Source organism: Burkholderia sp. Bp9015 (genome assembly GCF_003853505.1).
Lineage (GTDB): Bacteria > Pseudomonadota > Gammaproteobacteria > Burkholderiales > Burkholderiaceae > Burkholderia.
The window spans coordinates 18987-41168 of record NZ_QTPZ01000050.1; the positions used below are offsets into that span (position 1 = coordinate 18987).

Below are 22182 nucleotides of genomic sequence, written 5' to 3' on the forward strand. Positions count from 1 at the left end.
CAGGTCGATCATGAGCGCTCCAACCCCGATTGCCGGCAAGCCTGCGATTCCACGGACCGTGTGGGCCCTGGGCCTCGTGAGCCTCTTCATGGACCTGTCGTCCGAGCTGATCCATGCGCTGTTGCCGATCTATCTGGTGTCGACGATGGGCATGAGCGTCGCCGCGCTCGGCGTGCTCGAAGGGGCGGCCGAAGCGACGGCGATGATCGTCAAGGTGTTCTCCGGCGCGATCAGCGACTGGCTCGGGCGCCGCAAGGGGCTGCTGCTGATCGGCTATGGCCTCGCGGCGCTGACCAAGCCGTTGTTTCCGCTGGCGTCCACGCCGGCCGTGGTCGTGACGGCCCGTCTGCTCGACCGCGTCGGCAAGGGAATTCGCGGCGCGCCGCGCGACGCGCTGGTGGCCGACGTCGCGCCGCCCGAAATCCGCGGCGCCTGCTTCGGCCTGCGTCAGTCGATGGATACCGTGGGCGCGTTTCTCGGGCCGATGCTCGCGATCGTGCTGATGCTCTGGTTCGAGGACCGCATCCGGACCGTGCTGTGGTTCGCCGTGGTGCCGGCGTTCGTCGCGATCGCATTGATCGTCTTCGGCGTACGTGAGCCGGAGCAGTCGAAACCGGACCGGCGCTTTCGCTCGCCGTTGCGCTGGAACGCGCTGCGCGAGTTTCCCCGCGGTTACTGGTTCGTCGTCGCGGCCGGCGCGACGTTTACGCTCGCGCGCTTCAGCGAGGCATTCCTGGTGCTGCGTGCGCAGCAGACGGGGCTCGATGCGGCGTGGATTCCGGGCGTGATGGTCGCGATGAGCGTCGCTTATTCGGCGTCCGCCTGGCCGGTCGGCATCCTGTCGGACCGGCTCGATCGCCGCGTGCTGCTCGCGGCCGGCATGGTGCTGCTGATCGCGGCCGACCTGCTGCTCGGCATCGGCACGTCGACGCTCTCGATGTTCGCCGGCGTGGCCGTGTGGGGGCTGCACATGGGCTTCACGCAGGGCATCCTCGCCGCGATGGTGTCGGAAACCTCGCCGGCCACGCTGCGCGGGACCGCGTTCGGCGTGTTCAACCTGGTGAGCGGCATCTGCATGCTGCTCGCGAGCAGCATCGCCGGCGCGCTGTGGGCGCGTTTCGGCGCGTCGGCCACGTTTCTCGCCGGCGCGGCGCTGGTCGTGGTGCCGCTGTGCCTGTGCCGGTTCATGCCGCGACCCGGTACGTCGCCGGCGTGATGCGTCACGCCGCGGGCTCGCCGACGCCCCGCTCAAGGCCGAACGGGCGCGCAGGTGCCCGAAGCCTGACGCCCGAGGCTCGAGGCCCGAAGCCTGAAGCCTGAAGTCTGAAGCCTGAAGCCCGAGGCCCGAGGCCCGAGGCCCGAGGCCCGAGGCCCGAGGCCCGAGGCCCGAGGCCCGAAGCCCGAAGCCCGAAGCCCGAAGCCCGAAGCCCGAAGCCCAAAGCCCGAAGCCCGAAGCCCAAAGCTCCAGACCGGCGAAGGCCCACTCCGCCTAGTTCCGCGCGTCGCATTCCGCCCTTAGCTTTCAGATTTGAAAGATTGTCCGGCGTTTGCGATAGAATGCCTCCCCTGTTCGCCGTGGCCATGCCCACGGACGGGCTCCGGCATTCGAAAACGGCGCGCCGCGCTCGCGGAATTCCATCCCCGTTTCAATGCCGGCGATCGACCTGCCGTTGGAAACACCCATTCTGTAATTTGGATTGCTAATGAAGAAGAAGCACAACATCACCAAGTACATCGTCATCGCGATGGTGCTTGGCATTGCCGTGGGCTACGCCTGTCATAGCGCGTTTCCCGACCCGAAAATGGCCAGGGAAGTCGCCGGCTATGTGTCGCTGCTGTCCGACGTGTTCCTGCGCCTGATCAAGATGATCATCGCGCCGCTGGTGTTCGCGACGCTGACCGTCGGCATCGCGCAGATGGGCGACAGCGGGTCGGTCGGCCGCGTCGGCGTGAAGGCGTTCGGCTGGTTCTTCATCGCGTCGTTCACGTCGCTGCTGCTCGGCCTGATCACCGCGACGATCCTGAAGCCGGGCAGTCACCTGAGCCTGCCGCTGCCGGCCGCCGATGCGGCGCTCAACCTGAAGACGGGCGCATTCACGCTGAAGGATTTCGTCGTCCACCTGGTGCCGAAATCGATCGCCGAGGCGATGGCGAACAACGAGATCCTGCAGATCGTCGTGTTCTCGATCTTCTTCGGCACCGCGCTGTCCGCGCTCGGCGACGCCGGCAAGCGCCTGACCGGCGTGATCGACGATCTCGCGCAGGTCATGCTCAAGGTGACGGGCGCGGTGATGTGGTTCGCGCCGGTCGCGGTGTTCGCGGCGCTGGCGTCGACGATCACGACGGAGGGGCTCGGCATCCTGCTCACGTTCGCGAAGTTCATGGCGAGCTTCTACCTGGCGCTGGCGCTGCTGTGGGGCGTGCTGACGCTCGCCGGCGTGGCGTTCCTCGGCAAGCGCGCGTTCACGCTGATCCGCCTGATCCGCGAGCCGTTCCTGCTGTCGTTCGCGACGGCGAGCTCCGAGGCCGCGTATCCGAAGCTGCTCGACGCGCTCGACCGGTTCGGCGTGAATCGCAGGATCTCGAGCTTCGTGCTGCCGATCGGGTACTCGTTCAACCTCGACGGCTCGATGATGTACTGCACGTTCGCGGTGCTGTTCATCTCGCAGGTGTACGGGATCGACCTGCCGCTCGGCACGCAGATCACGATGCTGTTGATGCTGATGGTGACGTCGAAGGGGATGGCGGGCGTGCCGCGCGCATCGCTGGTCGTGATCGCGGCGACGCTCGGCCAGTTCCATCTGCCGGAAGCCGGACTGCTGCTGATCATGGGCGTCGACATGTTCCTCGACATGGGGCGCTCGGCGACCAACGCGGTCGGCAACTCGATCGCGGCTGCGGTGGTCGCGAAGTGGGAAGGCCAGCTCGGCGATTCGCGCGACGACACGGATCCGGACGGCGGCGGCGAGATCAGGCAGGCGGAAGTGCGGGAGACGGCAACGTCCGCGTGATTTCCCCGTTTCAAATGAAATGATCTGCACCGGCCTGGATTCGACCTGGATACAGGCCGGTGCAATGTCTGCCGGCAATACCCGCCGGCAGTTGTTCCTTTACCTGCCTCCGGCGATTTTCCCGATCCGCCGAAAAACCTTCCCATTCCCGATACGCCGCATTCCGACCCGTGGTGATATTCCCGTCGGTGAACGCCGGATTTCCTCGATATCAAGGTACGCGCGTAAGTGGTCATTCACTCTCGCGCAATCGCGCGCGCCGTCTGCGCCAGCGGTCCACAATTTTTTTCGATTTATATAACGCTATTCTCGCTGCAGCCGATTATCGAATGCGCGCGCGATGTAATACCGACTGCACCGGATGATTTAGGCGGCAGTATTTACGCACTGCCGATTTCAAACCATCCGGCCGTCCCCCTCATGTGAATGACTCCACCATTCAGGAGAGCATCAGCCATGGTCGCCGGAAAACCGATTCAGGCCGTGCTGCTCGCCGCCGCGATCGCCACGATTGCGCCGGCCGGATACGCGGCCAACACCACCGACTGGCTGGCGAACACCTACGGCACGCTCGCCGCGCACGTCGGCAACGTCGCGCGTTCGATGTGGGTCGCGCCCGAAGGCGTGATCTACACCGCGTCGATGTGGGACGAGGACGAGGGCGGCGTCGCGATCTACCAGAACGGCAAGAGCGTCGGCTCGATCGGCACGCACTCGGAATTCCAGGGCAGCGCGATCACGGGCAACGCGACGTCGCTGTTCGTCGCGCTGCAGCCCGGCAACGGGTACGGCAGCGGCGCGGTCGGGCGCTACAACCGCGCGACGCGGTTCCGCGACAAGCTGATTCAGGTCACGGCGGCGACCGACCAGCCGCGCATCGACGTCGTCACCGGGCTCGCCACGGCCGGCTCGCTGCTCTATGCGAGCGACTTCTATGGCAATCGCGTGCGGGTGTTTACGACCGACGGCGTGTGGCAGCGCGACATCGGCGTATCGGCGCCGGGCGCGCTCGCCGTCGACGGTGCGGGCAACATCTGGGTCGCGCAGAAGAGCGCGGGCGCGGTCGTCGAATTCAGCCCGGCCGGTGCGCTGCTGAACACGATCCGGCTGGCCGCCGGGTCGCAGCCGTCTGCGCTCTGTTTCGATGCGGCGACGGGGCAGCTGATGGTCGGCGACGAAGGCCCCGACATGAACATCAAGCGCTATACCGTCGCGGGCCGGCCCGCGCTGGCCGGCACGTTCGGCGTGCGCGGCGGCTATCTCGACACGACGACGGGCACCAAGGGGCAAGTCGGCGCGCAGCGCTTCACCCGCGTGGCCGGCATCGGCAAGGACACGGCCGGCAACCTGTACGTGCTCAACAACCCGTGGGGCGGCAGCTGGGATCTCGGCCGCAACGGCGCGACCGACATTCACGCGTACGGCAGCACCGGCAGCCTGCGGTGGACGCTGCAGTCGCTGAACTTCGAAGGCATCGCCGCGCCGGACCCGGTCACCGACGGCGCGCTGTTCTACAGCGGCACGCACGTCTACAGCGGCACCGCGGGCGGCACCTTCGTCGCGAACACCGTCGATCCGTTCACGTATCCGTCGGACCCGCGCATCAATATGGGCGACACGCAGCGCGACGAGCACTTCGGGCTGCTGACGTCGGTCGGCGCGAACCGGATCCTCGTCGCGGCGGGGCAGAATCCGCCGGTCTATTATTTCTTCCACTTCAACGCGGCCAGCGGCTACGTCGCGATTCCGGACGGATCGATCCCCGGGCCCGCGTTCAACACGACCCGGCGCGTGTCGGCCGGCTTCAGCCTCGACAGCAACGGCGGCGTATGGGCCGGCCTCGACAAGACCGGCGCCATTTATCACTATCCGCTGACCGGTTTCGATGCGAGCGGCAAGCCGTCGTGGGGGCCCGGCGTGCCGACGCCGGTGCCGGCCAGCATCCAGCCGCTCACGCGCATCGTCTATCTCGCCGACAGCGACACGATGGTGCTCGCGCAGGGCGTCGTCGGCAGTACCGACTGGACGTCGATCGGCACGCGCATCGAGGTGTATCACGGCTGGCGCGCGGGCAACACGACGAAGCCGAACCCGGTGATCACGCTGCCGCACAGCGGCGCGAAGTCGATCGATGCGGCCGGCAACCACCTGTTCGTCGGCTACTGGTTCAGCAGCAGCGGGCCGCTGTGGCCGAACATCGACGCATTCAATCTCGACACCGGCAATCTCGACACGACGCTCGTCAACGCGAGCCCGGCGACCGTGGATACCAGCAGCGCGATCGATGCGATGTACAGCGTGCGTGCATACCGTCGTGCGAACGGCGAGTACGTGGTGACGAAGAACAACGTGAAGGGAAACAGCATCACCGTTTACCGGTGGACGCCTTGAGAGCGAGCCCTCACGGCCACGAAGACACCGCGATGGCTGTCATCGAAATGCCTTCGCTGTAACGATGTGTAAGAAGCCGGCCCGCAACGGAGCCGGTCATCCGCTTGACATTGGGCGGCGATGTAATGCCGGCACGTCGGCGATCGTCGACGCAATGCACTCGATCGACTGGCAAGGGCCCTCGCCGCCGTGCGACACGGGCAGACAACGCCAGGATCATGCCGGACACGTCAGACGGTAATCGCCCCATCAGTACAGAGGATTCCTATGAAAAATAGCCAGGTCAAGCGCGCGCTCCGACTCGGAGCCGTCATGTCGGCCGTGTTGCTTGCGTCGCACGCGCATGCGGACGGTTTCGACGCCGCCGATGCCGCCCGCGTGCCGAGCGGTCAGTTCGTCACGCCGCTCGCCGTGCGCGGTGCAGTCCAGCAATTCCTGAATCCCGGACTGCCGGCCTATCCGCATTTCGTCGCGGGAGAAGCCGTGCGCTCGCAACTGAGCCCGGACGGCAAGACGCTGGCGATCATCACCGCCGGCCAGAACTCGCTGTACAAGCCGGACGGTTCGGTCGACACCGCGGCCTCGACGCAATTCATCTTCCTGTACGACGTCGCGGGCGCGAACAAGACGCGCCCGGTGCTCAGGCAGGTGCTTCAGCAGACCAACGCGTTCGTCGGCCTGGCGTTTTCGCATGACGGGAGCACGCTCTATGCGACCGGCGGCAGCGACGATGCGGTCTACGTCTACGCGCAGCAGGGCGGCGCGTGGGCGCTGTCGACGACGATCGCGCTCGGCCATGCCGGCAAGGGCGTCGGCATCCGCGTGCAGCCGAACGCGGCCGGGCTCGCGCTGTCGGCCGACGGCAAGACGCTCGTCGTCGCGAACAACTACAACGACTCGATCAGCGTGATCGATACCGCGACCCGCAACGTGCGTTACGAGCACGACCTGCGGCCGTTCTTCTCCGGCAACGAAGGCCGCAGCGGCGATGCCGGCGGCACGTTCCCGTTCGCGGTCGCGATGAAGGGCAACGGCATCGCGTACGTGTCGTCGGATCGCGATCGCGAGATCGTCGCGATCGACGTGTCGTCGCCGTCCCGCGGCCGCCTGCTCAAGCGCATCAAGCTGGACGGCAATGCGCTCGGCATGACGCTCGACGCGTCGCAATCGAGGCTGTTCGTCGCGCAGGACAACGCCGACCAGGTCGCGGTGATCGACACGAACACCAACGCGGTCGTGACCCGGATCGACGCGCGCGCGCCGGCCGGCGTGCTGGCGCACGGCCAGGCGCACACGGGCGCGGCGACGTACGCGGTCACGCTGTCGCGCGATGGCCGCACGCTGTATGCGACCAATGCCGGCGCGAACGAAATCGCCGTGATCCCGCTCGTCGGGGAGCGCGCGTATCGCGTCACCGGCCTGATTCCGACCGCGTTCGAGCCGCACGACGTGACGTTCAGCGCCGACGGCACGTGGATGTACGTGGTGAACGGCAAGAGCACCACCGGCCCGAACCCGGACCACCTGTTCGGCGCGACGCCCGCGCAGGCCGCCGCGTCGCGCGCGTCGAACGAATACCAGTTCCAGCTCGAGCGCGCGTCGCTCGTGAGCGCGCCGGTGCCGGCGGCCCACGAGTTGCCGACGCTGACGCAGCAGGCCGCGCGCAACAACTTCTATCGCCCGGAAGACAACGACAGGGACAACGAAGTGATGGGCTTCCTGCGCCGCCACATCAAGCACGTGATCTACGTCGTGAAGGAAAACCGCACGTTCGACCAGGTGCTCGGCGACATCGGCAACGGCGCCAACGGCGATCCGAAGCTCGCCCAGTTCGGCCGGAACATCACGCCGAACTTCCATCGCCTGGCGAGCCAGTTCGTGACGCTCGACAACTTCATGAACCCGGGCGACGGCAGCATGGACGGCTGGTCGTGGGCGCTGCAGGGGCGCGTCACCAACACCGAGACGATCACCCAGCAGATCAACTACGCGGCGGTCAATCGCGGCCTGTCGTACGAGAGCGAGGGCACGAACCGCAACGTGCCGGTGAACTGGGAGACGGTGCAGCAGCGCGATGCGGCGGCCGGCCCTGCCGGCACCACGAACTACAGCAACGCGGCCGCCACCCTGCCGGGCGGCGCGGCGAACCTGCTTCCGGGCACCGGCAACCATGCGTCGTCCGATGCGCCGTTCGGCCGCCAGCGCGGCTACATCTTCGACGCGGTGCTGGCCGGCGGCGGCACGGTACGCAACTACGGTTTCCTCGTGAACAACGTCGGCAGCATCGGCACGGCCGCGAACCCGATCGTCGATCCGCACGCGGCCGGCGTCGTCCAGGCCGCGGCGCTCGACCCGCGGCTCGCGTCGATGACGGACGTGTATTTCCGCGGGTTCGACCAGAACTATCCGGACCAGTGGCGCCTCGACGAGTGGAAACGCGAGTTCGACCAGTACGTCGTGGGCGGCAACCTGCCGACGCTGTCGCTGGTGCGCCTGTCGCACGATCACATGGGGGCGTTCGGCACGGCGCTCGCCGGCGTGAACACGCCGGAGACGCAGCAGGCGGACAACGACCTGGCGGTCGGCCGGCTGGTCGAAGCCGTCGCGAAGAGCCCGTATGCGAACGACACGCTGATCGTCGTGACCGAGGACGACGTGCAGGACGGCCCCGACCACGTGGATTCGCATCGCGGGCCCGCGTACATCGTCGGGCCGTACGTGAAGCAGGGCGCGGTGATCCGGACGCGCTACAGCCAGGTCAATGCGCTGCGCACCATCGAGGACGTGCTCGGCACGCAGCACATGAACCTGAATACCGCGTACCAGCGGCCGATGACCGACGTGTTCGACGTGCACGGCCCGGCGTCGTGGACCTACACGGCCGTCGCGTCGACGGCGCTGAAGGGCACCGGGCTGCGCCTGGCCGACGGGGCGGGCGAGAATCTCCTGCATTACGCGGCCGGGCCGGACGTCACGCCGAAGCATGACGCGGCGTACTGGGCGAAGGTGACGGCGAAGTTCGACTTCGACGATGCCGACGAGGTGCCGGCGGATCAGTTCAACCGCGTGTTGTGGAAGGGCATGATGGGATCGCAGCCGTATCCGAAGCTCAGGGGCGTGACGCAGAAGGTGGCGAGCCGCGACGACGACTGATCGTCCGGCTGGACGGTCTGCAAGCGGGCCCTCCCGGCGGGAGGGCCCGTGTTTTTTTGCGAGGTGTGCGGCGGGGGGCTGCGTCGGCGGCATTCGGTGCGCCTCGTGTGCGGCCGGCCGGGCCGCGCGGCGTCATGCGTGCCATATCAGGTTCGCGCTGCTGTCCGTTTCGGAAAGGAGCCGGAACCCGAGCCGCTCGTAGAGGCGCCGCGCCGGGTTGCCGTGCAGAACGCTGAGCGATACGGGCACGGGCTCGCGCGCGGCTTCGCTCAGCAGTTCGCGCAGCACGGCTTCGCCGATGCCTCGGCCCTGTCGCGACGGGAGGATCTGGATCTGGTGGACGTGCCATTCCCCGGCGGCGCGCGTCACCTTCAGCAAGCCGATCGAGTCGGCATCGGCGTTCGTGCCTTCGCAGACGATCAACGCATCGTCGAAATGCGTCGCGATGCGCTGGTGGTGCGCTGCGTCGTCGGTGGGTGCGCCGACGCGTTGCAGATGCTCGGTCATCGTGAGCCGGCGGAGCCTCAGCAGGAACGGCAGGTCGGCGGCAGACGCCGGGCGCAGGCGGATCGCAGGGGGCATGGTCGGAGCGCGTTCGAGAGCGGGTTCGATGGCATGCAGCGCATGATTCACGAGCGCGGCATGCCGGTCAAAGGCCGGGCAACTGGATTTGCCGCGCGGCCGGACGATGCTCGAGGACGTTCGTGACCTCGTATTCGGTCTTGGCTCCGTCGGCGGTCTGCCACTGCTGTACGCGCACGCTGCAGACGAGTACGTCGCCCTTGCTGAAGCTGATCTGGTTGTTGTCCACGCGCGTCAGGAAATTCGCATCGGTGATCGCGGCGTGGATCGTGGCGGCACCGTCGTAGAGACGCCATTTGTTGTCGTCCTTGAACGCGAGCGGCACGATCGAAAACGCCATCTTGCGATGCTCGTCGAGGATCGGTACATCGGCTTGCTCGGGTACGCGGAACCAGTCGACCTCGTTCCGGGTGACGGTCTCGAACACGTCCGTGTCGGTGCCGGCCGAGAAAATCGTCACGCCGTCGCGCGAAAGCGGCATGAGCGCACGGGTGGTCGCCTCGCGGACACTCACGTCCCGCAGCAGGGTGAGGACGGACAGTTCGATCTCGAGCGTTTCGCCATCGACGTGCAGCACGGCGCTGCGTTCGTTCATCCGAACGCGCTGGATCGGGCGGCCGCGTAACCACTTGAGTACCGCGAACAGGCCCTTTCCGACTTTCGGACCGGCAATGCCGAGCGCGGTCAGAATCGTGACGGCATTGGCGAGTGCCGCGCCTTCGCTGCCGCTCAGCATGTCGCGCATTCTGCCGAGGAGCGAGGTCGCGAGCGTGAAGTCGATGCCGAAGCTGCCGGTCTTGAAGCTGCCCCGGACGTTCACCTGTGGCCGAACCTGGTCTCCGCAGAGCGCCTTGGCCGAGGCCTCGAGCAAGTCGCCGACGGCGAGAAGGGCGGGGGCGAGTTCCCGCACGTCCATTTCGGACGATTCGAGTGCCGGCCCGTCATAGGTAATGCGAAAGTGGCTCATGTCGCCAAGTGTACCGGCCGCGGCGAAGCCGGCCGTGTTTCCGTTGCGGTTGATCATGCCGGATGGGTTGACTCGAAAGGCCATCGACGCGCGAAGCGCAATGCTTTCGTATACCTTTCGAATCATCCTGCGGTCAACCGGATACGTACGATTCCGGCCATCCGGCCGATGCGTCAAGCCCGCTCACGCGATCCGGTACACACGCATCGCGTTGTCATGCCAGATCGCGCGGCGCGCCGCATCGTCGAGGTCCGCCATCGCGCGGGCGAACGTGCGCAGCAGCGCCGGATACGACACCCGCAACCCCGCCACCGGAAAATTGCTCGCGAACAGGCAGCGCGGCCAGCCGAATATCGCGATCGTGTCGCGGATGATCCGCGCGTTGTCCGCGTCGTTCCACGCCGCATCGCGCAAGCCGAGTTCGGAGATCTTGACGTTCACGCGCGGCGAGGCGGCGAGCGCCTCCATGCCGCTGCGCCAGCGCGCGAGCCCCGCGCTCGAGCGGTCCCACGGCAGCCCGGCATGTTCGAGCACGACGTCGACGCCGGGTGCATCGGCCAGCAGCGCGGCCGCGTCGCCGAGATGCCAGAACGGCACGCGCAGGTCCCAGCTCAGGCCATGCGCGGCCAGGCGTTCCAGCGCGGCCGGCCAGCGCGGGTCGCGCAGCGTGCCGGGTCCGTCGACGGCCGCGTCCGGCGACGCAGCGGTGCGCGGCTTGAACCGCACGCCGCGCACGCGCGGCCACGCGGCCTGTTCGGCGAGCCGCTCGTGCGCGTCGTCGGCCAGCAGGTCGACCCACGCGACGACGGCCGACGGCAACCCGTGCGCGGCCGCGACCTCGTGCAGCCAGCGCGTCTCCGCGAGCGCCTCGTCGCGCGCCCGTTCGGCCTCGACGTGCACGCTCGCGACGAGCGGCGCGCGTTGCGCGGCGTGCCGGTAGTCGTCCACGCCGAAATCGCGGCACAGCGCCGCGTAGCCGCCGAACATGAAGTGCGCCGGATCGTACCGGTCCTGCAGCCACGGGTAGTGCGCACCCGCGCCGAGCCGCCAAAGGTGGTGATGCGCGTCGACGAGCGCCGCCGGCATCGCGTCGGGCGGCGGTGCGTCGTCGCGCCGCTCAGCGCGTGCCGGCGAGCACATACGACGCATCCGGTTCACGCAGCGTCGGCAATGCACCGACGAACCGCCACGCATCGAGATCGAGTTCGCGCACGTAGTCGTCCTGGAACGACACGTACGCGACGCGCCGCGACGGATGGAACGACAGCGCGGTCGGGTTCGCGGGCAGCGCGACGCGTTCGATTTCCTCCAGCTGCCGCGCATCGAACACCGAGATCGACCGCTCGCCGGAATTGGTCAGCAGCAGCAGGTCGCGGCCGTCCGGCGCGGTGGTGCGGTAGATGCGGTTGGGATCGCTGCGGGTCTTCACGCGGCGGCCGCAGGTCATCGTGTCGGTGTCGATCTCGACGAGCGTGTCGTCGCCGCGATTCGCGACGAACAGCGTGCGCTCGTCGCTCGACAGCGCATTGCCTTCGGGACGCGGGCCGGGCATTACCGCACGCGGCGCGACGGTCGCGTCGCGCGGATGGAATTGCGTGACCGTGTTCGACAGCAGGTGCACGCCGTAGGCGCGGCTCGCATCGCGCGTGAGCGTCACGAGGTGCGTCTTCACGCCGCCGGACGGTACGGCCATGTTCGGCACGGCCTGCCGGGTCGGCGCGTCGAACACGAGCAGCATGTCGTGCGCCTCGCTCATCGCGTACAGCCGGCCGTCGCGATCGGCCGCCATCCCGTGCGGCCGGTAGTACGGCCACAGGTCGAGCATGCGCGTGTGCGTGCGCTCGACGAGGTCGATCTCGGCGATCCGGTGATCGCCTTCATGGCCGCGCGACCACGCGGTCTCGATCCCGAAGATGCCGACGTACGCGAAGCGGTCGTTCACGTCGACGGTGAACTCGTGCGGGAAGTTCGGCAGCACGATGTGCTTGAGCGCGGCTTTCGTCTCGAGGTCGTAGAAGCTGAAGGTGTGGGCGCATTTCTGCACCAGCAACAGGATGTCGTTCATGGTGTGTCTCCGTTGATTCGTTCGCGTGTCCGGTCAGTCCTCGCAGCGCCTGGGCAGCGTCAGCGCGAGCAGGCCGGCCACCGCGAGCGTGACGGCGAGGCTGTACACGCCGGCGGCCGCGCTCACGTGCTGGGTCAGCACGCCGACCGCATACGGGCCGCAGAAGCCGCCGAGGTTGCCGAGCGCGTTGATCAGGCCGCGCGCGCTGCCGGCCGTCTCGACGCTGCACAGCTTCGGCGGAATCGCCCAGAACACGCCGGCCGCCGCCTGCAGGAAGAAGCCGCAGCCGATCAGGAACGCGAACGACACGATCATCGACGCATGCGTGAGCACCGACAGCGCGAGGCACGCGGCAAAGCCGACGAGCGGCAGCAGCACGAACAGGCGCCGCTTGCCGGTCCGGTCCGACAAATACGACGTGGCGAACATCCCGATCACCATCGCGACATACGGCAGCATCGCGAGCAGGCCGACCTTGCCCATCCCGCCGTGCGTGAGGTTTTTCAGCAGCGTCGGCAACCACATCGTATAGCCGTAGATGCCGACCTGATAGCAGAAGTTGATCGCGATCAGCAGCCAGATCGTCGGGTTGCGCAGTATCGCGCCGAACGACGCGGCGGCCGGCGTGCCGGCGGCCTGCTTGCGCGCCTGTTCGTCGCGCAGCGCGTCGAGGATGTACGCCTTCTCGCGCGGCGACACCCAGCGCGCGGTTTCCGGGCTGTCGTCGGCGAACATCAGCCACGCGAACAGGCAAAGCAGCGACAGCGCGCCGGCGCTGTAGAACAGGTGACGCCAGTCGTATGCAGCGAGGATGAAGCCGGACAGCGGCGCGGTGATCATGCCGGCGAGCGGCACGAACATGATGACCATCGCGTTCGCGCGGCCGCGTTCGCGGTCGGGAAACCAGTGGCTGACCATCGTCAGCACGACCGGCAGCATCCCGCCTTCCGCCACGCCGAGCAGGAAGCGCAGCGTCAAAAGTTGCCACGTATGGGTGACGAGCCCGGTCAGCACCGACAGCACGGCCCAGCTCACGAGCGACCACGCGATGAACTTCTTGCCGCTGCCGAGCGCGGCGCGCCGGCCGCCCGGAATCTGCAGGAACAGGTAGCCGAAGAAGAAGATGCCGCCGGCGAGGCCGGCCATCGTCGCGTTCATGCCGAGTTCGGCGTTCATCCCGCCTGGCATCGCGAACGCGATGTTCACGCGGTCCATGTACGAAACGATGCACGCGAGCAGCAGCGGCGGAATCACGCGCAGCCAGCGGCGGCGCGGGATGGCATCGCCGGCTTCATAGGCCGGGGTGGCGGGGTTCAGCAGAGTCATGGTGTCTCCGATCCATGTGATGAGCGGCGGCGGCCTTCTGTCGGGCCGCCGTCACGCCGATGCGCAACGCAACGCGCGTTGCGGGTACGAAACGATGTCTAGCGTCCCCAGCGCAGCACGAGCGGATCGAGCCGCCGTGCCGCGTCGAGCAGGCCTGCACGCACCTGCGGATGCAGTTCGGGCCAGGGGGCGCGCGGCCGGTCGCACGCGATCACGCCGCCTTCCTTCAGCAGCGCCTTCGCGGTCAGGAAGCCCGACTGGCGGTTCTCGTAGTTGATCAGCGGCAGCCAGCGCGCGTATTGCTCGCACGCTTCGTCGCGGCGTCCGGCGAAATACGCGTCGGTGATGCGGCGGATGCCGTCCGGATAACCGCCGCCCGTCATCGCGCCGGTCGCGCCGGCATCGAGGTCGGCGAGCAGCGTGATGCCTTCCTCGCCGTCCCACGGCCCTTCGATCGCGTCGCCGCCGAGCGCGATCAGCTCGCGCAGCTTCGACGCGGCGCCGGGCGTCTCGATCTTGAAGTACGACACGGCGTCGATCTCGCGCGCGAGCGTCGCGAGCAGCGACGCCGGCAGCGCGACGCCGCTCGCGGGCGCGTCCTGGATCATCAGCGGAATGTCGAGGCCGTCGGCGACTTCGCGGAAGAACGCGCGGATCGATGCGTCGGGCACGCGGAACGTCGCGCCGTGGTACGGCGGCATCACCATCACCATCGCGGCACCGAGTGCCTGCGCCCGACGGTTGCGTTCCGCGCAGATCCGCGCGCTGAAGTGCGATGTCGTGACGATCACCGGCACGCGGCCGGCGACGTGCTCGAGCGTCGTGCGCGTGATGAGGTCGCGTTCGTCGTCGCCGAGCGCGAACTGCTCCGAGTAGTTCGCGTGAATGCAGATGCCTTGCGAGCCGGCATCGATCATGAAGTCGAGGCAACGGCGCTGGCCGTCGAGGTCGAGCGCGCCGTGCGCGTCGAAGATCGTCGGCGCGACCGGAAAGACGCCCTGGTAGCGTGCGTGCATGGCCGGCCTCACTCGACGATGTCGAACTGGTCGAGGAATTCGGTCTTCAGCGTGAGACCGAGGCCCGGGACGTCGTCGCGCAGCTGCAGGAAGCCGTTCTCGGCCACCGGCTCGCCGTCGAAGATGTAATAGAACAGCTCATTGCCGACTTCCACGTCGAACATCGGGAAGTACTCGCTCATCGGCGATGCGAGCGTGCTCATCGTCAGGTGATAGTTGTGCATCTGGCCCGCATGCGGAATCACCGGCACGCTGTACGCCTCGCACAGCGCGTTGATCTTGTGCGCCATCGTGATCCCGCCGACGCGGTTCGTGTCGTACTGCACGACCGACACGGCCTTGCGGTCGAGCAGCTGCTTGAAGCCGTACAGCGAAAACTCGTGCTCGCCGCCCGAGATTGGAATGCTCGTCAGCCGGTTCAGCTCCGCGTAGCCGTCGATGTCGTCGGCGATCACCGGTTCCTCGAGCCAGCGCGGCTGGTACTTCTCGAGCTTCGGCAGGATGCGCTTCGCATACTCGAGGTTCCAGCCCATGTAGCACTCGAGCATCAGGTCGTTGTCGTAGCCGATCACCTCGCGGATCGCCGCGACCGACTTCAGGTTCTCCACCACGCCCTGCTGGCCGTGCGCGGGCCCGTAGCCGAAGCGCATCTTGAACGCGCGGAAGCCTTCCTTCAGGTATTGCTGCGCTTCCTCCTGCATCGCCTTCAGGTCGGTGCGGTAGAGCTTCGAGTAGTAGCAGGGGATCTTCTCCTTGGTGCGGCCGCCGAGCAGCTTGAACACCGGCTTGCCGACGCTCTTGCCGAGGATGTCCCAGATCGCGATGTCGACCGCCGAGATCGCCGCCATGCCGATGCCCTTGCGGCCCCATGCGTGGGTCGCGCGGTACATCCGCTGGTTCAGGTACTCGTAGTCCCACGGGTCCTGGCCGATCACGAGCGGCGCGAGGTACTGGTCGATGATCGCCTTCGCGACGTGCGGCGCGAGCGCGACGTTGCCGAGGCCGACGATGCCGTCGTCGGTCTCGACTTCCACGACCGTCCACGCATGGAAGCGGAACGTGCTCATGGTTTCCTGCGGCGCGTACAGCAGGTCCATCGCGTTCGAGCAGAAGTTGCCCTGCGGCGGAACGGTCTTGCCTTTCCACTGGAATACGCGGGCGCGCACGGAGCGGATCTTCATGTTGGTGTCTCCTGGAATCGATGTTGTCGTGTGTGTGTCGTGTGCGGCTGGCGCGCGAGCGTCACGCCGAAACGGTGCGGGTGCGGCGCGCGGCGCCCATGCGGCAGGCGATCTGCAGCGCCTGCCAGGTCGCGCCGACGTCGGCCGTGCCGCGGCCCGCGATGTCGTACGCGGTGCCGTGCGCGGGCGTCGTGATCGGCACGGGCAACCCGCCCTGCACGGTCACGCCGCGCGAGAAGCCGAGCAGCTTGATCGCGATCTGCCCCTGGTCGTGGTACATCGTGACGATCGCCTGGTAGTCGCCGGCCTGCGCCTTCAGGAAGATCGTGTCGGCGGGGAACGGGCCGTGGAACGGCGCTTCGGTCGGCCAGTCGCGCGACTGCAGCTTGCGCACGGCCGGCTCGATGATGTCGACTTCCTCGCGGCCGCAGCTGCCGCCGTCGCCGCCGTGCGGGTTGAACGCGGCGATCGCGATCTTCGGCGCCGCGACGCCGTTCGCGAGCAGCGACCGGTAGATCAGTTCGGATGCCTGTTCGATTCGCGCGACGCTCAGCTGGGCCGCCGCATCCTTCAGCGGAATATGCGACGAGATGCGCGCGGTCCACAGCTCGCCGAGCGTGTTGAATTCGCAGAAGTAGCCGGTCACGCCGAGCGCGGCGGCGAAGTGGTGCAGCTCGTCGTCGTGCCGGAGCCCGCCGAGCTTCATCGCGTACTTGTTCAGCGGCGCGAAGCAGATCGCGTCGATGTCGCCGGCGAGCGCGGCGTCGAGGCACCGGTCGAGCACGGTCAGCGTCGAGCGGCCGCCGGCCGCGCCGGGCTGGCCGACGGTGACCTGCGCGCGATCGATCGTGTCGAGCGCGACGAACGCGGCGCGCGCGGTGGACGGCCGGCCGCGCACGGCGGCGAGCGACGCGACGGGCTCGATGTCGACCGTCACGCCGGCGACGCGCTGGCCGGCTTCCCACAGCCAGCGGTCGCCGATCAGCACGAGGTTCGCGCGGGACGTCGCGTCGGGCCGCGCGAGCAGCTTCGCGATCAGTTCGGCGCCGATGCCGGCGGGGTCGCCGAGGGTCAGCGCGACGACGGGCAGTGAAGCGGCGGGCAGTGCAGCGGCGGGCACGGCGGCGGCGGTCGTCATGCGGCGTCTCCGTGGCGGGCGGCGGGCGATTGCATGTTCATGCGGTGTCTCCGGTGGCGGCGTGTGGCCGTTGGTGTATGGGGTTCATGCTAGGTAGACGGAATGAGTCGGTAAATTGAAAACTCTTGATGAATCGATAACCTGGAGTAATCGAAATGGGCTCGATCGATCGACGAGACTCGACTCCCCAATTGCTGAACCGGCTGCGGATGCGGCAGATCGCGCTGCTGCTCGCGGTGGATGAATGCTCGACGCTGCGCGCGGCGGCCGGGCAGCTCGGCCTCACGCAGCCGGCCGCGACGAAGATGCTGGCCGAACTGGAAAGCGCGCTCGGCCAGCGCCTCTTCGATCGTGTCGGGCGCGGGCTCGTGCTGAACCCGGCCGGCGAGCGCGTGCTCGGCTATTTCCGCGGGATTCGCGGCAGCATGGAGGCGCTCAATCGCGAGCTCGGCGAGCTGCAGCTCGGCAGCGCGGGGCGGCTCGCGATCGGCAGCATCATGGCGGCGTCGCCGGGGCGGCTCACCGAGGCGCTGGTGCAGCTGAAGGCGCGCTATCCGCTGCTGGCGATCGACATCGCGGTCGATACCAGCGACCGGCTGATGCCGCAGTTGCGCGAGGGCGTGCTCGAGGTGGTGATCGGCCGCAACGTCGGCACCGATTGCGACTTCCGCGTGGTGGACGACGAGGCGCTCGCGATCATCGCGGGCCGCGACCATCCGCTCGCGGGCGCGGGGCCGGTCGAATTCGACGCGCTGCTCGATTACACGTGGATCTTGCAGCCGGCCGGCAGCCCGGCGCGCGAGGTGGTCGAGCGCGAGTTCCGCGCGCGTCACCAGCCGATGCCGCGCGGGCTCGTCGAAACGGGGTCGATCCTGACGACGATGAATCTCGTCGACCGTTCGCGGATGCTCGGCGTGATTCCGTTGACCGTCGCGCAGCGCAACGCGGCGCACGGGCTGGTTGCGATTATCGATTACGAACTCGACCAGAAGCTGCCGTCGTATGGCAGCCTCGTGCGGCGTGATCGGCCGCTGAGCATTCCGGCGCAGCAGTTTCTGGCGCTGTTCCATCGGGAAGGCGGGCAGGGCGCGGGCGATTGATGGAAGGCGGGGCGGCTACGTTGCGGCATCACGCACCGGCGAGCTTCGCTCGCGGTGCGTGATGACGGCGATCAGGGCAGGTCGGGACAATCCGCGCCGAGCAGGACCAAGCCCGATACCGCGCGGCGAACCGCCGCCACACCGCGTCAGCGTGCCGACGGCGCGGCCGGCGCTTCGGCGAGCGACGGCGTCGATGCCGACAGAGCGCGATCCGGCCGGATCCGCAGCGCGGCGACGATGCCGATCAGCAGCATCGCGACCGACCCGACGAACGGCACCGTCCAGCTTCCGGTGTGGTCGACGAGATAGCCGAACAGGATCGGCGACAGGATCCCCGCGATCGCGGAACCCGCATTCATCATCCCGCTCGCGATGCCCGCGTGCGTCGGCGCGATATCGCTCGGCACGGCCCAGATCGGCCCGATCGTCAGTTCGAGGCACAGGAACGACCCGGACAGGCACAGCGCGATGCCGGCCGTCGAATGCACGAACGCGAGCGGCAGCATGCAGGCGAGCGCGCCGGTGAAACTCGCGACGATCACGCTCTGGCGCGACAGCGCGAGGTTGCCGGTCTTGCGGTAGATGCGGTCGCACAGCCAGCCGCCGAGCGTGTCGCCGACGACGCCCGCGAAGAACACGCCGGATGCGAACAGCGCGGTAGACTTCAGGTCGAGGCCCTTGCCGTTCAGGAAGAACGTCGGCAGCCACGTGAAGAACAGCCAGGCGGTCCAGCCGTAGCAGAAGTACACGAAGATCGTCGGCGCCATCCGGCGGAACAGCGGGCCCCACGGCGTCGGGCCCGGCGCCGGTGCCGGCCGGGCGGCGGCAGCGGTGCGCGTACGGTTGTCGCCGCCGTCGCCGACCGGATACTCGCGAAAGCCGGCGATCCACCACACGAGCCACACCAGCGTCACCGCGCCGATCACGAAGAACGCCGCGCGCCACGACAGCCACGTCATCAGCGCGGCGACGATCGGCGGCGTGACCGCGTTGCCGAGGCGCGAGAACGAATGCGTGAAGCCCTGCACGACGCCGCGCCGTTCGCGCGAGAACCAGTGCGTGATCGCGCGGGCCTGCGCGGGCAGCGTCGCGCCTTCGCCGATCCCGAGCAGCAGGCGCGCGGCGAACAGCAGCGCGAGGCTGTGCACGAGCCCGGTCATGAAGGTCGACGCGACCCAGATCAGCCCGCAGCCGATCAGCGTGATGCGGGCGCCGAAGCGGTCGGCGATCCAGCCGCCGAAGATCTGGCAGATCGCGTACGAATACGCGAACGCGGAGAACGCGATGCCGAGTTCGGTGTTCGACAGCCCGAGTTCGGCCTTGATCGCGCCGGCCGCGGTCGCGAGGTTCACGCGGTCGACGTAGAGGATGAACGAAAGCGCGCACAGCAGCCACAGCGTGTGGCGTCGTTGACGGTGATCGGTCGGCATGTGTCTCACTCCATTCTTGTGCGCGTCGTTGCAATGACGCCGCGTTCACTGGCGGGGCCAGCATCGCGCGCCGGAGGAGGCATCGTCTACTGAATCTTTTGGATCAATTGATAACCTGCGGTGTTCGGTTTCGCCGCATTCGGGTGCCGGCTCGGGGCGCCGTGCGGGTTTTCCACGAACGGTTGCGGCATGATGCGGGATGGCCGCGCACGGACACGACGCACGGCATGGGTCGAACGCGTTTCGACGCCGGTGCGGTCATGATGCAGTGACGCGGCGCAATCGCACAGTCGGGAATGGACGGACATGGAACAACGACTTTCACGCCACCGGGACAACCGCTTCTGGCAACTCCAGCCGGTGAAATGGTGGATCCAGGGGCACGGCCGCGACGGCTATTCGTTCCGGCTGCTGCTGATTCCGCTGCTTGCCGTGTTCGTGCTCGAGTTCGTGTGCGTGATGCTCGACGCGCTGTTCAGCGCGCTCATCGTGAGCGGTGCGATGACGCTGTTCCTCGGGATCGCCGGGTATTACGGCGCGAAGCGCGAATGGCTGGTGCCGTCCGCGCCGGCGCGCGCGCTCGTGAAGGCGCGTACCAAGCAGGCGGCCCAGCGATCTATCGGCTCGCCATTGCCGGCTTGGCGTTCATCGCGGGCGTTTGTAAAGAAGCCACGGCGCGCGGACCGAACGACGCGTGCCTGTTGAACCGGCACGCGTCGTCACACTCAGATGTGGCCCAGCAGCACGAGTATCACGACGACGACGACGATCAGCCCGAGAGAGCCCGATGGCCAGTAGCCCCAGCTTCGGCTGTGCGGCCACGCTGGAAATGCCCCGATCAGCAGCAGAATCAGAACGATGATAAGGATTGTACCGAGCATCGCACCCCTCCTGAATTTGTTCGACATGACGGTGCCTGCTTGCGCAATTCCCGTGCCGCGGTCAGGGCCATCGGCGCAAGCCGGCGAAAGCGCACTGTTTGGATACCGGGAATTCATGAAATGAATAGCGTCCGATTCAGAAAATAAATTTCAAAAATGCAGACCCGGTCGCTATGCTGACCCTTCGGTTTCCCCTCAGGCGGGCAGGCAATGGCTGAACTCTTTCTGGTACGGCACGGGCAGGCGTCGTTCGGCACGGACGACTACGACCGGCTATCCGCGGCCGGCGAGCAGCAGGGCGTCTGGCTCGGCGAATACTTCGCGGGGCAGGGCCTGACGTTCGATCGCGTGATCTGCGGCACGATGAACCGGCATGCGCAGACGGTCGCCGCGATCCTGCGCGGAATGGGCCGCGACGGCGTGGCGGTCGACCGCCATCCCGGCCTGAACGAATACGACTTCCACGGGCTGTTCGCGGCGGCGGCGAACGACTATCCCGAGATCGCGCGGCTCGCAGCCGGCTCGATGAAGGAGCACTTTCGCGCGCTGCGGCAGGTGCTGCACCTGTGGGCCGACGACAGGCTCGGCGACACCGCCCCCGAAACCTGGGCGCATTTCCAGCAGCGCGTCGCCGACGCGCGCGCTGCGATCCGCGGCGGCGGCAGCCAGCGCGTGCTCGCGGTGAGCTCCGGCGGCCCGATCGCGGTGACCGTGCAGCAGGTGCTTGCCGCACCGCCGTCGAGCGCGATCGCGCTGAACCTGCAGATCCGCAACAGCAGTCTTTCGCAGTTTTTCTTCAACGCCGAAGCGTTCCACCTCGCGTCGTTCAACGGCATCCCGCATCTCGAGGATCCCGAACGGCATGCGTGGCGCACCTACGGCTGACCCCACGAACGATCGCGACGATGACGAATCCTTCCCAGCCCCTCGACGTAGCCCGCCTCACGCGCTATCTGGAAGCGCACGTGCCGGGTTTCGAAGGCCCGCTCGACATGGAGAAGTTTGCCGGCGGCCAGTCGAACCCGACCTTCCTGCTGCATGCGAAGAGCGGCCGTTACGTGCTGCGCCGCCAGCCGCCCGGCGAGCTGCTGAAATCCGCGCATGCGGTCGACCGCGAATTCCGCGTGCTGAGTGCGCTGTCGGGCACCGCGGTGCCGGTCGCGCATCCATATCACCTCTGCGAAGACCGCGACGTGTTCGGCAGCCTGTTCTACGTGATGAGCTTCGAGGACGGCCGGATCTTCTGGGATCCGGCGCTGCCGGAGCTGCCGAAGGCCGAGCGCGCGACCTGCTACGACGCGCTGCTGCGCACGATGGCCGCGCTGCACGACGTGGACGTCGACGCGGTGGGCCTCGCCGACTACGGCCGCCCCGGCAACTACTTCGAGCGCCAGATCGGCGTCTGGACGAAGCAGTATCGCGCGGCGGAAACCGAGCGCCTCGACGCGATGGAGACGCTGATCGACTGGCTGCCGAAGGCGTGCCCGGCGGACACCGGCCGGCCCGCGCTGGTGCACGGCGATTTCCGGATCGACAACCTGATGTTCGCGCGCGACGGCTATCGCGTGCAGGCCGTGCTCGACTGGGAACTGTCGACGCTCGGCAACCCGCTCGCCGATCTCGCGTATTTCTGCATGTGCCTGCGCCTGCCGTCGGGCGGCCAGGTGCGCGGGCTCGCTGGCCAGGATCGTGCGGAACTCGGCATTCCTGACGAAGCGGCGATCGTCGCGCGCTATTGCGAGCTGCGCGGCATCGAGCCGATCCGCGACTGGCATTTCTATCTCGCGTTCAGTTTCTTCCGGCTCGCGGCGATCGCGCAGGGCGTGAAGGCGCGCGCGCTGCAGGGCAACGCGTCGAGCGAGCAGGCGCTGCGCGTCGGCGCGATGGCCGGCCGGCTGGCCGAGATGGCCGTCGACTTGATCGACGCGCAGCGCTGACCGC

The 22182-nt window shown here is 67.7% G+C and carries 17 protein-coding genes and 1 pseudogene; 8 read left to right on the plus strand and 10 right to left on the minus strand.

The features are described 5' to 3' along the window. Positions 1-10 precede the first annotated feature (10 nt). From DIE12_RS34390 to DIE12_RS34405, 4 genes are all read left to right on the plus strand, one after another. On the plus strand, positions 11-1216 hold the full coding sequence (locus tag DIE12_RS34390; RefSeq protein ID WP_044847510.1) for an MFS transporter: 1206 nt from the start codon (positions 11-13) through the stop codon (positions 1214-1216). A gap of 487 nt (positions 1217-1703) precedes the next feature. After that, entirely contained in the window at positions 1704-3011 is a 1308-nt protein-coding gene (locus tag DIE12_RS34395) for a dicarboxylate/amino acid:cation symporter (RefSeq protein WP_124487130.1), read from the plus strand. Between the two features lie 456 nt (positions 3012-3467). Continuing rightward, positions 3468-5402, plus strand: coding sequence for an SMP-30/gluconolactonase/LRE family protein (locus tag DIE12_RS34400; protein ID WP_124487129.1), 1935 nt, complete (start codon positions 3468-3470; stop codon positions 5400-5402). A gap of 267 nt (positions 5403-5669) precedes the next feature. Continuing rightward, entirely contained in the window at positions 5670-8555 is a 2886-nt protein-coding gene (locus tag DIE12_RS34405) for a bifunctional YncE family protein/alkaline phosphatase family protein (RefSeq protein WP_124487128.1), read from the plus strand. 132 nt (positions 8556-8687) lie between these two features. Here DIE12_RS34405 and DIE12_RS34410 read toward each other — a convergent pair whose 3' ends face one another. From DIE12_RS34410 to DIE12_RS34445, 8 genes are all read right to left on the minus strand, one after another. Continuing rightward, on the minus strand, positions 8688-9137 hold the full coding sequence (locus DIE12_RS34410; RefSeq protein WP_124487151.1) for an N-acetyltransferase: 450 nt from the start codon (positions 9135-9137) through the stop codon (positions 8688-8690). Between the two features lie 67 nt (positions 9138-9204). Beyond that, positions 9205-10161: a hypothetical protein gene (locus DIE12_RS34415; RefSeq protein WP_124487127.1), complete on the minus strand. Its 957-nt coding sequence runs from the start codon at positions 10159-10161 to the stop codon at positions 9205-9207. A gap of 126 nt (positions 10162-10287) precedes the next feature. Beyond that, entirely contained in the window at positions 10288-11244 is a 957-nt protein-coding gene (locus DIE12_RS34420; protein ID WP_124487126.1) for an amidohydrolase, read from the minus strand. Then, complete coding sequence (locus DIE12_RS34425) at positions 11222-12169, minus strand: YncE family protein (RefSeq protein ID WP_044847506.1); 948 nt, start codon at positions 12167-12169, stop codon at positions 11222-11224. Before DIE12_RS34425 ends, DIE12_RS34420 begins: the two co-directional genes overlap by 23 nt. A gap of 33 nt (positions 12170-12202) precedes the next feature. Then, positions 12203-13495, minus strand: a complete 1293-nt coding sequence (locus tag DIE12_RS34430) for an MFS transporter (RefSeq protein ID WP_124487125.1) — start codon at positions 13493-13495, stop codon at positions 12203-12205. A 98-nt stretch (positions 13496-13593) separates the two neighbouring features. Then, positions 13594-14511, minus strand: coding sequence for a dihydrodipicolinate synthase family protein (locus DIE12_RS34435; protein ID WP_124487124.1), 918 nt, complete (start codon positions 14509-14511; stop codon positions 13594-13596). Positions 14512-14519: 8 nt separating this feature from the next. Then, the gene (locus DIE12_RS34440) at positions 14520-15692 is read right to left on the minus strand and encodes an L-rhamnonate dehydratase (protein ID WP_124487123.1); all 1173 of its coding nucleotides are present in this window, start codon (positions 15690-15692) and stop codon (positions 14520-14522) included. A 61-nt stretch (positions 15693-15753) separates the two neighbouring features. Further along, positions 15754-16830 (minus strand): 4-hydroxythreonine-4-phosphate dehydrogenase PdxA, encoded by a 1077-nt coding sequence (locus DIE12_RS34445; protein WP_124487122.1) that lies wholly within the window; start codon positions 16828-16830, stop codon positions 15754-15756. A 155-nt stretch (positions 16831-16985) separates the two neighbouring features. Here DIE12_RS34445 and DIE12_RS34450 point away from each other — a divergent pair, with 155 nt between their 5' ends. Beyond that, complete coding sequence (locus DIE12_RS34450) at positions 16986-17930, plus strand: LysR family transcriptional regulator (protein ID WP_124487121.1); 945 nt, start codon at positions 16986-16988, stop codon at positions 17928-17930. 146 nt (positions 17931-18076) lie between these two features. Here DIE12_RS34450 and DIE12_RS34455 read toward each other — a convergent pair whose 3' ends face one another. After that, positions 18077-19360 (minus strand): MFS transporter, encoded by a 1284-nt coding sequence (locus DIE12_RS34455; protein ID WP_124487120.1) that lies wholly within the window; start codon positions 19358-19360, stop codon positions 18077-18079. A gap of 306 nt (positions 19361-19666) precedes the next feature. On the opposite strand from DIE12_RS34455, the pseudogene DIE12_RS34460 reads away from it, so the two are divergent. Further along, positions 19667-19975, plus strand: a pseudogene (locus DIE12_RS34460) (hypothetical protein); the annotation flags it as partial. A gap of 110 nt (positions 19976-20085) precedes the next feature. Here the strand turns inward: DIE12_RS34460 and DIE12_RS34465 are convergent. Continuing rightward, positions 20086-20241, minus strand: coding sequence for a DUF3309 family protein (locus tag DIE12_RS34465; RefSeq protein WP_124520972.1), 156 nt, complete (start codon positions 20239-20241; stop codon positions 20086-20088). A 210-nt stretch (positions 20242-20451) separates the two neighbouring features. Between DIE12_RS34465 and DIE12_RS34470 the strand changes: the two genes are divergently transcribed. Continuing rightward, positions 20452-21126, plus strand: a complete 675-nt coding sequence (locus tag DIE12_RS34470) for a histidine phosphatase family protein (RefSeq protein WP_124523746.1) — start codon at positions 20452-20454, stop codon at positions 21124-21126. A 20-nt stretch (positions 21127-21146) separates the two neighbouring features. Further along, positions 21147-22178, plus strand: a complete 1032-nt coding sequence (locus DIE12_RS34475; RefSeq protein WP_124523748.1) for a phosphotransferase — start codon at positions 21147-21149, stop codon at positions 22176-22178. The last annotated feature ends 4 nt before the right edge of the window (positions 22179-22182 follow it).

Excerpts from the sequence above, each read along its gene's own strand:
- DIE12_RS34390 (WP_044847510.1), top strand. The coding sequence starts at position 11 with ATGAGCGCTCCAACCCCGATTGCCGGCAAGCCTGCGATTCCACGGACC.
- DIE12_RS34395 (WP_124487130.1), top strand. The coding sequence starts at position 1,704 with ATGAAGAAGAAGCACAACATCACCAAGTACATCGTCATCGCGATGGTG.
- DIE12_RS34400 (WP_124487129.1), top strand. The coding sequence starts at position 3,468 with ATGGTCGCCGGAAAACCGATTCAGGCCGTGCTGCTCGCCGCCGCGATC.
- DIE12_RS34405 (WP_124487128.1), top strand. The coding sequence starts at position 5,670 with ATGAAAAATAGCCAGGTCAAGCGCGCGCTCCGACTCGGAGCCGTCATG.
- DIE12_RS34410 (WP_124487151.1), bottom strand. The coding sequence starts at position 9,137 with ATGCCCCCTGCGATCCGCCTGCGCCCGGCGTCTGCCGCCGACCTGCCG.
- DIE12_RS34415 (WP_124487127.1), bottom strand. The coding sequence starts at position 10,161 with ATGATCAACCGCAACGGAAACACGGCCGGCTTCGCCGCGGCCGGTACA.
- DIE12_RS34420 (WP_124487126.1), bottom strand. The coding sequence starts at position 11,244 with ATGTGCTCGCCGGCACGCGCTGAGCGGCGCGACGACGCACCGCCGCCC.
- DIE12_RS34425 (WP_044847506.1), bottom strand. The coding sequence starts at position 12,169 with ATGAACGACATCCTGTTGCTGGTGCAGAAATGCGCCCACACCTTCAGC.
- DIE12_RS34430 (WP_124487125.1), bottom strand. The coding sequence starts at position 13,495 with ATGACTCTGCTGAACCCCGCCACCCCGGCCTATGAAGCCGGCGATGCC.
- DIE12_RS34435 (WP_124487124.1), bottom strand. The coding sequence starts at position 14,511 with ATGCACGCACGCTACCAGGGCGTCTTTCCGGTCGCGCCGACGATCTTC.
- DIE12_RS34440 (WP_124487123.1), bottom strand. The coding sequence starts at position 15,692 with ATGAAGATCCGCTCCGTGCGCGCCCGCGTATTCCAGTGGAAAGGCAAG.
- DIE12_RS34445 (WP_124487122.1), bottom strand. The coding sequence starts at position 16,830 with ATGACGACCGCCGCCGCCGTGCCCGCCGCTGCACTGCCCGCCGCTTCA.
- DIE12_RS34450 (WP_124487121.1), top strand. The coding sequence starts at position 16,986 with ATGGGCTCGATCGATCGACGAGACTCGACTCCCCAATTGCTGAACCGG.
- DIE12_RS34455 (WP_124487120.1), bottom strand. The coding sequence starts at position 19,360 with ATGCCGACCGATCACCGTCAACGACGCCACACGCTGTGGCTGCTGTGC.
- DIE12_RS34465 (WP_124520972.1), bottom strand. The coding sequence starts at position 20,241 with ATGCTCGGTACAATCCTTATCATCGTTCTGATTCTGCTGCTGATCGGG.
- DIE12_RS34470 (WP_124523746.1), top strand. The coding sequence starts at position 20,452 with ATGGCTGAACTCTTTCTGGTACGGCACGGGCAGGCGTCGTTCGGCACG.
- DIE12_RS34475 (WP_124523748.1), top strand. The coding sequence starts at position 21,147 with ATGACGAATCCTTCCCAGCCCCTCGACGTAGCCCGCCTCACGCGCTAT.